Here is an 11,918-nt window from a genome sequence, read left to right on the forward strand (position 1 = left end):
GTGCGGGGGCACTCGCGCATACTGATGATCATGTCCTGGTCCGGTATCGCCGATGCGATGCTCGACGTACAGCTGATCACCACCGCAGCGGCCGTGACGTTCTGGTGTCTGACCGTGGTCGGGATCGCGGTACTCGTGGCGCGCAGGAGTCGACGCTGGACCGTCGTCGGCATCCCCGGCGCGATCGCGGCGACGCTGGTTCTGGTCGGACTCGCGGCGCTGCTGATCGAGAAGGTGTGGCGACCGTTCCCGGACCCCTTGCCGCACGCCGTGTACGCATGGTCCGCGACCGCCGTCCTGGCCGTCGCGCTGCTGATCGGCCGATGGCTGTTCCGGCGCCGGGAGCGCCGTCACATCCCGGTTGCAGTGGGCCTCGTCGTCGCGGCGGCACTGGTCGCCACCGCGGCGGCAGGCCAGATCAACCTCGTCTTCGACGCCTATCCGACCGTGCGATCCGCACTGGGCCTGTCCGTGTTCCGCACCGTTCCGCTCACCGAAGCGCAGGCCCGCACCGCGACGACCGTCACGGGCACGCCACTCTCGGCGCAGTGGTCACCGCCGCCCGACATGCCGTCCACCGGTGCCGTGGTGTCTGCACCGATCCCCGCCGCAACGTCCGGGTTCCCCGCACGTGAAGCGCGGATCTACCTGCCCCCGGCCTATTTCACCGATCCTCGCCCCGAACTTCCGGTTCTGGTCCTGCTGGCGGGACAGCCCGGCAGTCCGGACGACTGGCTGGTCGGCGGCAGGCTGACACAGACGATGGACGCGTTCGCCGCGCAACACGACGGGCTCGCACCCGTGGTCGTGGTCGCGGACGGCACCGGCGGGCAGTTCGCCAATCCGCTGTGCATGGATTCGCGACTGGGCAACGCCGCGTCGTACCTGACCGTGGACGTGCCCGCCTGGGTGAAGCAGAACCTGCAGATCGACCAGGAGCCGCGGGCGTGGGCGATCGGCGGGTTGTCCTACGGCGGTACGTGTGCGCTGCAACTCGCGACCCTCCGGCCGGACGTGTATCCGACCTTCCTCGACATCTCCGGACAGGCCGAGCCCACCCTCGGTGATCGCGCCCGCACCGTGCAGGAGGCGTTCGGCGGCGACGACGCGGCCTTCGCCCGCAACAACCCGGCGGATCTGCTTGCACACAACCGCTATCCCGACAGCGCGGGTGCGTTCGTGGTGGGTCTCGACGACCGCGAGTACCGTGCGGGTGTCGAGCAGCTCACCGCCGCGGCACGCGCGGCCGGTATGGACGTGCACTTGACGGAACTGCCAGGGGGACACACGTTTTCACTGTGGTCCGCCGCACTGGAGAAGGAGATGCCGTGGCTGAGCCGGCGACTGGGTCTCACCTCGTGACCGCGCGGCGGGTGCTCGACGGGCCCGCCGGGCGCGCAGCGAGAGCACTGCGCCGCGCACCGGTATCGCTCGTGCTGCTGGCCGCGTTGTGGCTGCTCGGGATCCTGACCGGCGCCCTCCGGCACGGACCGTCCCCCGATCTCGCGCGATGGGTGTCGTCGGGGGTGGCGAGCTTCGAGAGCGGACATGTGTGGGTGCTGTGGACCTCGGGCCTGTTCGCGTCCGGCATCGTCGAGTACCTGCTGGTGACCGTCGTGATCCTGGCGGTGGCGGTACCGACGGAGAATCGCATCGGCAGCGTGCCGTTCGCCGCCGCCGCGGTCGTGACGCAGGGCATCGGTTCGGCGCTGGCGCTGCTGATCGCGTGGGTCGTGTCGACCGTCCCGAACACGTGGGGCCTCGAACTTCACGGTCATGTGATCGAGGATCCAGTCCCCTGGGTCCTGGGTACGCTGCTCGCGTCGACCTCGGTGATGAACACCCTGTGGCGCCGACGGATCCGGACGCTCGTGCTGGTGTTCCTGGTGACGGCCGCCCTGTTCGCCGGGCACCTGCAGGACGTGACGCGGCTGTGCGCGGCGGTGGCGGGCGTGGTTCTGGGGCCGTGGCTGTGCGGACGCTCCGCGCGGGGCCCGGCGCTCGGTGGCACCGTCCGCGAGCAACGCACGCTGGTCGCGCTGGTCGTGGCCGCGAGCGTGCTCGGTCCCGTGCTGGCCGCGTTCTCTCCGCACGCGATCGGACCGCTCTCGGCGCTGCGGATGCTGTTCGACCAGGTCCCCTATTCGGCGCGCGAACTGGTGGACGTGTGTGCCGACCCGGCGCTGCACGACGAATGCCGCAAGGGACAGCAGGCGCTGCGGCTGTCCGGGCTCGGACCGCTCGTGATGAACCTGATGCCGTCGATCGTGCTGCTCGTGTCCGCGGATGGGTTGCGCCGGGGACGACGCGCCGGGTGGCTGCTGTCGGTGTGGGCGCACGTCGCGCTGATCGCGGTCGCGGCCGCGAGCCTCGTCGCCGAGACCACCGAGCAGGACGCGACCCGGTCGTTGCTGTACGGGCAGCATCGGCACAGCTCGGTGTACATGGAACTGGCCCCGCTGCTGGCGCTGGTCGCGATCCTCGTGCTGCTGCTGGGGAGCCGACGACTGTTCCAGGTCCGTGCCCCACGCGGCACCTATGCCCCCGTGTGGTTGGGCACACTCGGCGCCGTCGTGGTCGCCGCACTCGTCTACGTCGGCGCCGGATCGCTGCTCGCCGACGGCTTCGATCGCGATCCGGGAGCATGGACCCTGCTGCGGGACATGCCGCGGCGGCTGATCCCGCCGGTCTACCTCCAGCTGTTCGAACCGCCCGTGCTGCCGCTCACGTCCGCCGCGACCCTGCTGTTCGAGTGGGTCGGCGTCCTGGTGTGGGCGGTGTTCTGCGGGCTGATGCTGCGCAGCTTCCAGGTGCCGGCGCTCGGCTACGACGCCGACGCGCAGCGACGCGTCCGCGAACTGCTGCACTCGCCCGGCGGATCGTCCCTGTCGTGGATGACCACCTGGGGCGGCAACCACTACTGGTTCTCCTCCGACGGCAGGCACGCCGTCGCCTACCGGGTGCACTCCGGTGTCGCGCTCACCACCGGCGACCCGATCGGCGACCGCGACACCCTCGTCGCCGCCGTCGACGAATTCGCCTCGTACTGCGCCGAGAACGGCTGGACCCCGTGCCTGTACTCGGTCGGCGAGCCCACCGCGGCCATCGCCCGCGAGCACGGCTGGACGTGCCTGCAGGTCGCCGAGGAAACCGTGATCCGGCTCGAAGGGCTGGCCTTCTCCGGCAAGAAGTTCCAGGACGTGCGCACCGCCCTCAACCGGGCCCGCAAGGACGGCGTCACCGCCGAATGGACGACCCTGCACGACGCGCCGCTGGCCGTCGTCGAGCAGATCGTGGCGATCTCCGAGGAATGGGTCGCCGACAAGGGCCTGCCGGAGATGGGGTTCACGCTCGGCGGTCTCGAGGAACTCCGCGACCCCGAGGTCCGGCTGCTGCTCGCGATCGACGGCGACCGGCACGTCCACGCCATCACCTCGTGGATGCCGGTCTACCGCGACGGCACCGTCGTCGCGCTGACCCTCGACTTCATGCGGCGTCGCTCCGACGGTTTCCGCCCATCGATGGAGTTCCTCATCGCGTCGGCCGCGTTGTCTGCCCAGCAGGAGGGACTCGAGTACCTGAGCCTGTCCGGTGCGCCCCTGGCCGCGGCCGGACGGACCGACGCGGTGGACCGCACGGCACTCGACGCGCTGCTCGAGATGCTCGGGCGCACCCTCGAACCGGTCTACGGGTTCCGGTCGCTGCTCGCGTTCAAGTCCAAGTTCCAGCCCGAGTACCGGCCCCTGTACATGGTCTTCCCGGATCCCGCCGCGCTGCCCGCGATCGGCGTCGCGGTCGGACGCGCCTACCTTCCCGACGTCTCGCTCGGGCAAGGGCGGCGCCTGCTCACCCGGTTGCTGCGCAGGTGACAGGCTCGGACCGCTGCGGACGACAGGCGCGGAGCGCCGTGGATCAGACCTTCATGATGTCGTCGTGCTTGTCACCCGCGATCGCCTTGTAGATCAGATATCCGCCGAAGATGATCGCGCTCACCATGAGAATCCCGAACAAGTGCTCGAACAGGGCGCCGAACAACGCCAGGCCGATCCACACCAGCGCCACCACACCCACGATCTTCCAGAACATCGCCTTCTCCTGACTCGATTGGCATTTCTCACTGCCGTACACCACGATCCTGACAGTCCCAGACCGGAAAAACACCAGGTCAGAACACAAATCAGGGAAAGATGGGGGGAATCCCCGAGCCGCCGGCCGCCACGTCGGGGTCACTCCCGGAGCGGGGTGGTGACGCACAGCACGCACAAGGCACATAGGCTCGACGCGTTCCCACCCATGTGAAGAAGGCTGAGAAATCGTGTCGTCGACCCGTCGCATTCCCGCCCGCGACCTGGCGCAGATCGCCGTGTTCGCTGCTCTGATCATCGCGCTCGGGCTTCCCGGGCAGATCACCATCGGATCGTCGGGCGTGCCGATCACGCTGCAGACCCTCGGAGTGATGCTCGCCGGCGCACTGCTCGGTGCCCGCAAGGGTGTGCTGTCCGTCGCGACGGTCATCGTGCTGGGTCTTGCGCTTCCCGTGCTCGCCGGCGGTCGCACGACCCTCACGTCCCTGGCCTCCCCCACCGCCGGCTTCCTGATCGGCTGGATTCCCGCCGTCGCGGTCATCGGCTGGCTGTCCGCGCGGATGCTGCCGCGCTACCGGGTGGTGCCCGGTGTCGCGATCAACGTGCTGGGCGGGATCGTGGTGCTGTACGCCTTCGGCATCGCCGGGATGCTGCTGCGCACCGACCTGACCTTCTGGGCCGCGCTGAGCGCCAACGTGACGTTCCTGCCCGGCGACCTGCTCAAGGCCGTCGTCGCAGCCGCCGTTGCGGCGCAGGTGCACCGCGCCTACCCCGGCCTGATCGCGTCGCGCGTGGCGGCGAAGCCCGCCGGCGATCTCGCCCACTGACCGTCCGTCGATGAGCGAGATCCGCTTCGATTCGGTCCGACACGCCTACGGCGAGCGGGTCGTGCTCGACGGCATCGACGTGATCCTCACCGAAAGGCGGATCGGGATCGTCGGGGCCAACGGCAGCGGCAAATCGACGCTGGCCCGCATGATCAACGGTCTCGTCGTTCCCACCTCCGGCACGGTCACCGTCGACGGCCTGGACACCGCACGCAAGGGCCGCGAGGTGCGGCGACGCGTCGGATTCGTGTTCACCGATCCCGACCACCAGATCGTCATGCCGACCGTCGCCGAGGATGTGGACTTCTCGTTGCGGCGCAGCGGACTCGGCAAAGCCGAACGCGCCGAACGGGTCCGGCGGGTGCTCGGCGACTTCGGCCTCGGCGGGCACCACGACCACCCCAGCCACCTGCTGTCGGGAGGCCAGAAGCAGATGCTGGCGCTGGCCGCGATCATGGTCACCGACCCGCAGGTCCTCGTCGCGGACGAGCCGACCACCCTGCTCGATCTCCGCAATACGAGGCTGATCTCGCAGACGTTCGCGAACCTCGAACAGCAGTTGATCGTCGTGACCCACCAGCTGGATCTGCTCACCGACTTCGATCGGGTGCTCGTCGTCGACGGCGGCCGGATCGTCGCCGACGACGCGCCCGGCCCGGCCGTCGACTTCTACCGGACCCTGGTCGCATCATGACGACGCTGGGCCCCTACCACCCGGCGACCACGCCGCTGCACCGCCTCCCGGCCGGACCGAAGCTCGTCGTCACCGCGGCGGCCATCGTCGCGCTGACGTTGTGGATCGACCGGCCGTGGCAGGTGCTGCCCGTCGCCGCCGCCGTGGCCGGGCTCTACGCCATGGCGCGGATTCCGGTCCGGCTCGCCGTCGTCCAGTTGCGTCCGTTGCTGTGGATGCTCGCGTTCATCGGTGTGTTCCAGGTCGTGGTCGCGGGCTGGGAACGCGCGGTGGTGGTGTGCGGTTCGCTGCTGCTCGCGGTCGCGCTCGCGGCGCTGGTGACGCTCACGACCCGCGTGACGGACATGCTGGACGCGATCGTTGCGGGCCTGGGGCCGTTGCGCCGGGTCGGTGTGAATCCGGAGCGGATCGGCCTCGTGCTGGTCATGACCATCCGCTGCATCCCCCTGCTCGGTGAGCTGGTGACACAGGTGAGCGACGCGCGCAAGGCCCGCGGCCTGGGCTTCTCGTTGCGCGCCCTGGTGGTTCCGGTCGTCGTGGGCGCCCTGCGGTCCGCGGATGCGATGGGCGAAGCACTCTCCGCGCGGGGCGTGGACGACTAGGCGTAGTTCCTAGTGCCGGAACCGCTGCTGGATCCGGTCGACGTCCTGCCACGACTGGGCCCAGCCCTCGAGGCGATCGGACGCGGAGATCAATTCGGCGCGCTGCTGCTCGAGCACGGCCATGGGCCGGCTGCCCTCGGGCGCCCCGGCGAGCCGCGCGGCGGCCGCCACGAGTTCCTCGAACTGATCGACACCGGTCTCGAGACGGTGACCGGCCGCGGCGAGCGCCGGTCCGAGCTGCGCCGCGGCCGCGGCGCTCCCACATGCTGCGGATTCGAGCGCGACGACGTCGACCGCGACGGCCTCGAGCGCGGACGACGCGGCCCGAGCGGCCTCGCCGATCTCGTCGAGATCCTCGGCGACGACCGCCTGGGACCGGGCGAGGACCCCGAGCAGATGCGCCAGGCTCCGCTCGTTGCTGGCCAGTCGCGCCATGGGTGCGCGTGCGACGGAACCGTCCGGTGGCAACGCGCGCCGACGCGGAGGAGCCGGCGGGATGGGCACCGCATCGAGGCGTCGCACCTTCCGTACCGCCAGAACCGCGGGAACCGCCAGCGCCGCGGTGGTGCCGCCGGTCGCGACGATCGTCCAGTCCGGGGCGGACGCGGCGACCAGCGTGGCGGTGCCGACGCCCCACATGCCGGTGGCGGCCCCGAAGATTCGGGCTCTGCGGCGGGCCCGCCGCTTCTTCCGCCGCAGCCGGGCGGACGGATCACGCCAGCGGCGCGCCGCTTCGACGACACCGTCGGCGGCTTCCCTGAGCGCGGCAACGGCCGGGGCGGGAACGTTCCCGACCCGGCCGTTGCCCGGAGTGCTCATGTCTGGATCACATCCGACTGTCGACTACTGCGTTCCCGCTGCACCGGCGGCCGGCGGTTCCTTCGCGGTGTTCACGGCCGGCGTGGAGGTACCGGCGGCACCACCGGGGAGCGCCTCGCCCTTCATCGATGCGCGGATCTGCTCGAGCCGGCTGTGCCCGGCCATCTGGATCGTCGCCTGCTGGACCTCGAGCATGCGGCCCTGCACCGAATTCTGGGCGAGCTCGGCCGAGCCCAAGGCGTCGGCGTAACGCCGCTCGATCTTCTCGCGCACGGCGTCGAGGCTCGGGGTGGTGCCGGGAGCCGACAGGGTCGAGTCCATCGAGCGCAGCGACTCGCTGACCCGTTCCTGCATCTTCGCCTGCTCGAGCTGGCTGAGCAGCTTGGTGCGCTCGGCGACCTTCTGCTGCAGGGCCATCGCGTTCTGCTCGACGGCCTTCTTCGCCTGCGCCGCGGCCTGCAGCGACTGGTCGTGCAGCACCTTGAGGTCCTCGACGGACTGCTCGGCGGTCACGAGCTGGGCCGCAAACGCCTCGGCGGCGTTCGTGTACTGGATGGCCTTCTCGGTGTCGCCGGCGGCGGTGGCCTGGTCGGCCATGAGCACGGCCTGACGGGCACTGGCGTTGAGCTTCTCGACCTCGTCCAGCTGACGGTTGAGCTTCATCTCGAGCTGCCGCTGGTTGCCGATGACGGACGCAGCCTGCTGGGACAGGGCCTGGTGCTGACGCTGGGCATCCTCGATCGCCTGCTGAATCTGGACCTTCGGATCGGCCTTCTCATCGATCTTGGAGTTGAAAAGCGCCATGAGGTACTTCCAACCCTTGACGAACGGATTAGCCATGGGTGTGATCCTGCCTCCATCTGGTACGCCGCGCCGAACGCGACCCGGTGCGCGGCCCTCGCGCACCGATTCGGACCGCCGCACCTTCACCGTTCATCGGGCGGTCCCACCTGTCGTGTCCCGGGCCACCCCCCGGTGGTGACCCGAAAAAGTCTGTCGCTTTCGTCCGCATCCGGCAAGCCGGCGCGGTCGTGATCCATGTTAGGCGGCAGCCAGCGCCCGCGTCGCAGGTGGCGGAATCACCACGCGGGTGTCCTGCGCAATTCGCGCGGCCGGATCCCCGGCAGGACCGTGGACGGCCACACCGGAATCGAGGGGTGCCGCCGCAGCGGCATCCTTCCGATCGCGATGCGGTGCCGCATCCGCCAGCGACTCGCTGACGTCGAACAGCACGTCGGACAGCGGCACCTCGAGCGCGTCGCAGATTGCCGCGAGGAGTTCGCTCGACGCTTCCTTGCGTCCGCGTTCGATCTCCGAGAGGTAGCCGAGGCTGACCCGCGCACTGCTCGACACCTCGCGCAGAGTGCGACTCTGCGACACACGGGTGCGCCGAAGGCTGTCACCGATTGCCTCACGCAACAACAGAGCCATCGCGTCCTCCTCGTCCGTCGTGCCTTATCCCGGACAACGCGTAACCGCGCCGCCGGGTTCCCGCGGTCGCGACACCGTGCACCGAAACCGCGGTGAGCAGACACTACAACGCCGAGTCCGATGTCAGGCGCCCGAGTAGCCCCGACACGGCGGCGTCCACCGCACCGAGCCGGATGGACCATCGGTCGCCGTGCACCGCAGGGCATGTCACGGTGGTGCCGTCGGGGCCACAGATCCCCAGAAAAAGGGTGCCCGGCGGGTGCCCGTCCTGATCGTCGGGGCCGGCGACCCCGGTCAGTCCGACACCCCACGTCGCACCGCAGCGTTCCGCAGCGCCCTCGGCGAGTGCTGCAGCGGTCGACTCGGCGACCGGACCGTCCCGCCCGAGGCGCTCGGTGTCGACGCCGGCGAGCGATGCCTTCAGATCGGTCGCGTACACGACGAGACCACCGCGCAACACCGCGCTGGCTCCGGGCACACCGGCGATCGTGGCCGAGAGCAGGCCCGCAGTGAGCGATTCGGCGGTCGCGACGGTCTGCCCTCGCTCGACGAGGGCGGCAACGAGGTCTGCGGCCCGGGTGGCGGCGACGAGAGGATCCGGCGCGGCGGCCATCTACGCTTCGGCTCCGCCCAGGTCGTCGCGGTGATGCTGGTCGTCGCGGTGATGCTGGTCGTCGCGGTGATGCTGGGCCTCCGTGCGGACGCCCGCGCGCAACCGTGCCGCCTGGACCACATAGTCGATGCCGGTACCGACGGTCAACAGCACTGCCAGCGCCATCAGCGCGACCGCGAACGGCATCACGGCGTCCGGCAAGGGCAGCAGGTACACCCCGATCGCGAGGGTCTGCACGAGAGTCTTGGCCTTGCCGCCGCGGCTGGCGGGGATCACCGCGTGCCGGAGCACCGCGAATCGCAGTGCCGTGATACCGAGTTCGCGGGCGGCGATGATTCCGGTCACCCACCAGGACAGGTCGCCGAGGACCGACAGGCCGACGAGTGCGGCACCGATCAGCGCCTTGTCCGCGATCGGGTCGGCGAGCTTGCCGAAATCCGTGACCAGACCTCGACGACGGGCGAGCTGACCGTCGACGCGATCGGTGATCGCGGCGATCGCGAACACCGCCGTGGCCGCGATGCGCCAACGGGTCTCGTGACCGTCGCCGACGAACAGCAGCACGAGGAACACCGGCACCAGCGCGATCCGCAGCATGGTGAGGATGTTCGCGATGTTCCACAGCGGCACCGGCTCGTGGGCGGTGCCGGCGTGCGGTCCCGGCGCGGCGCCGCTACCGGCCCCGGCGACATGGGGACGGGGCGTGCTCATGCGGACCTCCGGGTGCAACGTCGTGAAGTACCGGAAGTCGGCACAGGTCGGGCCGGTGGACGTAGTTCCCCCGGAATCTGGGATGAACTCGACGATCCGACCGGCACGTGACCCACAATATCGTTCCGAGCACCCGCTACTGTTCACCGCATGACTTCTCCGACGCCCGATCACGAACACGCCGACCGGATCATCGTGCGCCGTGCTCGAACGTCGGACGTTCCGGAGATCAAGCGTCTCATCGACATCTATGCAGGTCGCATCCTGCTCGAGAAGAACCTCGTGACCCTGTACGAGTCGGTGCAGGAGTTCTGGGTGGCCGAATCGGGTGGCGAGGTCATCGGCTGCGGCGCGCTGCACGTGCTGTGGGCGGATCTCGGCGAGGTGCGCACGGTCGCGGTGGATCCGCGGGTCAAGGGGCGCGGCGCCGGACATCTCGTGGTGGCCAAACTCATCGAGGTCGCGCGGGAACTCGAGCTCGACCGGCTCTTCGTGCTCACGTTCGAGGTGGAGTTCTTCGGCCGGCACGGATTCGCCGAGATCGAGGGCACCCCCGTCACCGCCGAGGTCTACGCCGAAATGTGCCGGTCGTACGATACCGGCGTCGCCGAGTTCCTGGATCTGAGCTACGTCAAACCCAACACACTCGGCAACACGCGGATGCTGCTCACGCTCTGAGCGGCTCCGGAGCACACCCCGAACCCGAAGCGAGGAACCCATGCCCCTGTTCGCCGTCGAATACACCTACTCCGACGCCACCGTCGCCGCACGCGACGAGCACCGCCCGACGCACCGCAGCTGGCTGAGCGACCTCGTCGACGCGGGCACGGTCGTGGCGACGGGCCCGTGGGTGGACGGTTCGGGCGCCCTGATCCTCATCGACGTCGCCGACGAGGCTGCCGCGCACGAACTGATGGCACAGGACCCGTTCGCGCAGCGCAACCTCGTCGACGCCGTCCGCATCACCGGTTGGCAGCCGGTGATGGGCGTGTTCAACGCCTGACGGTCACCGCACGTTCTCGGTTTCGGAGCTCTCCACGGCCTCGGCCTTCCGGGCGTCGCTGCGGTTCTTGAGCAGGCTCAGGACGGTCGTCACGACGAGCACCCCGATGATCACCGCCAACGACAGGCTCGTGGAGATCTCCGGGACCGCGACGTGCTCCCCGCCGTTGACGAACGGCAGCGTGTTCTCGTGCAGCGCGTGCAGCACAAGCTTGAGGCCGATGAACGCCAAGATGATCGACAGGCCGTACGACAGGTACACGAGGCGGTCCAGCAGGCCGCCGATGAGGAAGAACAGCTGACGCAGGCCCATCAGGGCGAACGCGTTCGCCGTGAACACCAGGTACGGCTCCTGGGTGAGGCCGTAGATCGCCGGGATGGAGTCGAGGGCGAACAGCACGTCGGCGAAGCCGATGGCGAGCAGCGCGAGCATGAGCGGCGTGACCATGCGCTTGCCGTCGATCCGGGTGACCAGACGGTCGCCGTCGTAGTGCTCGGTGGTGGGAACGACCTTGCGCACCAGCTTCACGATGCGGCCCTCGTCGGGCTTGGTGTCCTCGTCCTTGTTGTGGTCGATGATCAGCTTGACCGCGGTGTACAGCAGGAAGACGCCGAACAGGTAGAACACCCAGCTGTAGGCGTTGATCGCCGCGGCACCGACCGCGATGAACGCGCCGCGCATCGCCAGGGCCAGGACGATGCCGATGGTGAGCACCTTCTGCTGATATTCGCGGGGGATCGCGAAGGTCGCCATGATCACCACGAACACGAACAGGTTGTCGACCGACAGCGCCTTCTCGGTGACGTAGCCGGCGAAGTACTCGCCGCCGTACTGCGGTCCCCACAGCGCGAAGACCACGACGCCGAACAGGATCGCGATGCCGATGAAGACGGCGGACCAGAATCCGGATTCACGCAGCGACGGGGCGTGCGGGGTACGGACGTGGGAGACGAAGTCGAACACGAAGAGCGCGGCGATGACCGCGATCGTGACGAGCCACACCAGGGGTGTCACATGCATGGGGCTGAATTCCTCCGGTAGACCTGAAAGGGCACCGGAGGTCTCTCCCGCCTGCACAGGTGCAGACCGACAGTCCCGGAGCGGCAACGCTGCCGTACGTGTTGACGGAACTG

General features: G+C 69.3%; 14 protein-coding genes. 7 read left to right on the top strand and 7 right to left on the bottom strand.

Translation table 11 applies throughout. The annotated features are described in order from the left end of the window. Positions 1-30: 30 nt before the first annotated feature. Positions 31-1,362: an alpha/beta hydrolase gene (locus ACWDTS_RS16195; protein WP_197252583.1), complete on the top strand. Its 1,332-nt coding sequence runs from the start codon at positions 31-33 to the stop codon at positions 1,360-1,362. An 11-nt stretch (positions 1,363-1,373) separates the two neighbouring features. Further along, a complete protein-coding gene (locus ACWDTS_RS16200) occupies positions 1,374-3,869 on the top strand; it encodes a phosphatidylglycerol lysyltransferase domain-containing protein (RefSeq protein WP_374068703.1) in 2,496 nt (831 codons plus the stop codon). A gap of 43 nt (positions 3,870-3,912) precedes the next feature. Here ACWDTS_RS16200 and ACWDTS_RS16205 read toward each other — a convergent pair whose 3' ends face one another. Then, positions 3,913-4,086: a hypothetical protein gene (locus ACWDTS_RS16205; protein ID WP_450118602.1), complete on the bottom strand. Its 174-nt coding sequence runs from the start codon at positions 4,084-4,086 to the stop codon at positions 3,913-3,915. Positions 4,087-4,315: 229 nt separating this feature from the next. On the opposite strand from ACWDTS_RS16205, the gene ACWDTS_RS16210 reads away from it, so the two are divergent. From ACWDTS_RS16210 to ACWDTS_RS16220, 3 genes are read left to right on the top strand one after another with little or no spacing between them, the layout of a single operon-like run. Next, positions 4,316-4,912 carry a biotin transporter BioY gene (locus tag ACWDTS_RS16210; RefSeq protein WP_197252581.1) on the top strand — a complete coding sequence of 199 codons (597 nt, stop codon included), beginning with the start codon at positions 4,316-4,318 and terminating at the stop codon, positions 4,910-4,912. A gap of 10 nt (positions 4,913-4,922) precedes the next feature. Continuing rightward, positions 4,923-5,606, top strand: coding sequence for an energy-coupling factor ABC transporter ATP-binding protein (locus ACWDTS_RS16215; RefSeq protein ID WP_248674735.1), 684 nt, complete (start codon positions 4,923-4,925; stop codon positions 5,604-5,606). Further along, positions 5,603-6,208: an energy-coupling factor transporter transmembrane component T family protein gene (locus ACWDTS_RS16220; RefSeq protein ID WP_450118603.1), complete on the top strand. Its 606-nt coding sequence runs from the start codon at positions 5,603-5,605 to the stop codon at positions 6,206-6,208. The genes ACWDTS_RS16215 and ACWDTS_RS16220 overlap by 4 nt, the downstream gene beginning before the upstream one ends. Positions 6,209-6,217: 9 nt before the next feature. Here the strand turns inward: ACWDTS_RS16220 and pspM are convergent, their stop codons facing one another. The 5 genes from pspM to pgsA all read right to left on the bottom strand — a co-directional run bounded on the left by pspM (position 6,218) and on the right by pgsA (position 9,782). Next, positions 6,218-7,027, bottom strand: a complete 810-nt coding sequence (gene pspM / locus ACWDTS_RS16225) for a phage shock envelope stress response protein PspM (protein WP_450118604.1) — start codon at positions 7,025-7,027, stop codon at positions 6,218-6,220. 24 nt (positions 7,028-7,051) lie between these two features. Continuing rightward, positions 7,052-7,867, bottom strand: coding sequence for a PspA/IM30 family protein (locus ACWDTS_RS16230; RefSeq protein ID WP_197255285.1), 816 nt, complete (start codon positions 7,865-7,867; stop codon positions 7,052-7,054). Positions 7,868-8,068: 201 nt separating this feature from the next. Next, the gene (locus tag ACWDTS_RS16235) at positions 8,069-8,458 is read right to left on the bottom strand and encodes a helix-turn-helix domain-containing protein (RefSeq protein WP_197255288.1); all 390 of its coding nucleotides are present in this window, start codon (positions 8,456-8,458) and stop codon (positions 8,069-8,071) included. Positions 8,459-8,561: 103 nt separating this feature from the next. Beyond that, complete coding sequence (locus ACWDTS_RS16240; RefSeq protein ID WP_450118605.1) at positions 8,562-9,071, bottom strand: CinA family protein; 510 nt, start codon at positions 9,069-9,071, stop codon at positions 8,562-8,564. Then, a complete protein-coding gene (gene pgsA, locus ACWDTS_RS16245; RefSeq protein WP_450118606.1) occupies positions 9,072-9,782 on the bottom strand; it encodes a CDP-diacylglycerol--glycerol-3-phosphate 3-phosphatidyltransferase in 711 nt (236 codons plus the stop codon). It abuts the gene before it with no gap. A gap of 150 nt (positions 9,783-9,932) precedes the next feature. On the opposite strand from pgsA, the gene ACWDTS_RS16250 reads away from it, so the two are divergent. Next, positions 9,933-10,460 carry an amino-acid N-acetyltransferase gene (locus tag ACWDTS_RS16250; RefSeq protein WP_197255292.1) on the top strand — a complete coding sequence of 176 codons (528 nt, stop codon included), beginning with the start codon at positions 9,933-9,935 and terminating at the stop codon, positions 10,458-10,460. Positions 10,461-10,500: 40 nt separating this feature from the next. Continuing rightward, entirely contained in the window at positions 10,501-10,785 is a 285-nt protein-coding gene (locus tag ACWDTS_RS16255) for a YciI family protein (RefSeq protein WP_197255294.1), read from the top strand. A gap of 3 nt (positions 10,786-10,788) precedes the next feature. On the opposite strand, the gene ACWDTS_RS16260 is transcribed toward ACWDTS_RS16255, so the two are convergent. Then, positions 10,789-11,805 (bottom strand): TerC family protein, encoded by a 1,017-nt coding sequence (locus ACWDTS_RS16260; RefSeq protein WP_197255296.1) that lies wholly within the window; start codon positions 11,803-11,805, stop codon positions 10,789-10,791. Positions 11,806-11,918: the final 113 nt, after the last annotated feature.

It is taken from the genome of Rhodococcus sp. NPDC003383, from assembly GCF_053589115.1.

Excerpts from the sequence above, each read along its gene's own strand:
- ACWDTS_RS16195 (WP_197252583.1), top strand. The coding sequence starts at position 31 with ATGTCCTGGTCCGGTATCGCCGATGCGATGCTCGACGTACAGCTGATC.
- ACWDTS_RS16205 (WP_450118602.1), bottom strand. The coding sequence starts at position 4,086 with ATGTTCTGGAAGATCGTGGGTGTGGTGGCGCTGGTGTGGATCGGCCTG.
- ACWDTS_RS16215 (WP_248674735.1), top strand. The coding sequence starts at position 4,923 with ATGAGCGAGATCCGCTTCGATTCGGTCCGACACGCCTACGGCGAGCGG.
- ACWDTS_RS16220 (WP_450118603.1), top strand. The coding sequence starts at position 5,603 with ATGACGACGCTGGGCCCCTACCACCCGGCGACCACGCCGCTGCACCGC.
- pspM (WP_450118604.1), bottom strand. The coding sequence starts at position 7,027 with ATGAGCACTCCGGGCAACGGCCGGGTCGGGAACGTTCCCGCCCCGGCC.
- ACWDTS_RS16230 (WP_197255285.1), bottom strand. The coding sequence starts at position 7,867 with ATGGCTAATCCGTTCGTCAAGGGTTGGAAGTACCTCATGGCGCTTTTC.
- ACWDTS_RS16235 (WP_197255288.1), bottom strand. The coding sequence starts at position 8,458 with ATGGCTCTGTTGTTGCGTGAGGCAATCGGTGACAGCCTTCGGCGCACC.
- ACWDTS_RS16240 (WP_450118605.1), bottom strand. The coding sequence starts at position 9,071 with ATGGCCGCCGCGCCGGATCCTCTCGTCGCCGCCACCCGGGCCGCAGAC.
- pgsA (WP_450118606.1), bottom strand. The coding sequence starts at position 9,782 with ATGAGCACGCCCCGTCCCCATGTCGCCGGGGCCGGTAGCGGCGCCGCG.
- ACWDTS_RS16250 (WP_197255292.1), top strand. The coding sequence starts at position 9,933 with ATGACTTCTCCGACGCCCGATCACGAACACGCCGACCGGATCATCGTG.
- ACWDTS_RS16255 (WP_197255294.1), top strand. The coding sequence starts at position 10,501 with ATGCCCCTGTTCGCCGTCGAATACACCTACTCCGACGCCACCGTCGCC.
- ACWDTS_RS16260 (WP_197255296.1), bottom strand. The coding sequence starts at position 11,805 with ATGCATGTGACACCCCTGGTGTGGCTCGTCACGATCGCGGTCATCGCC.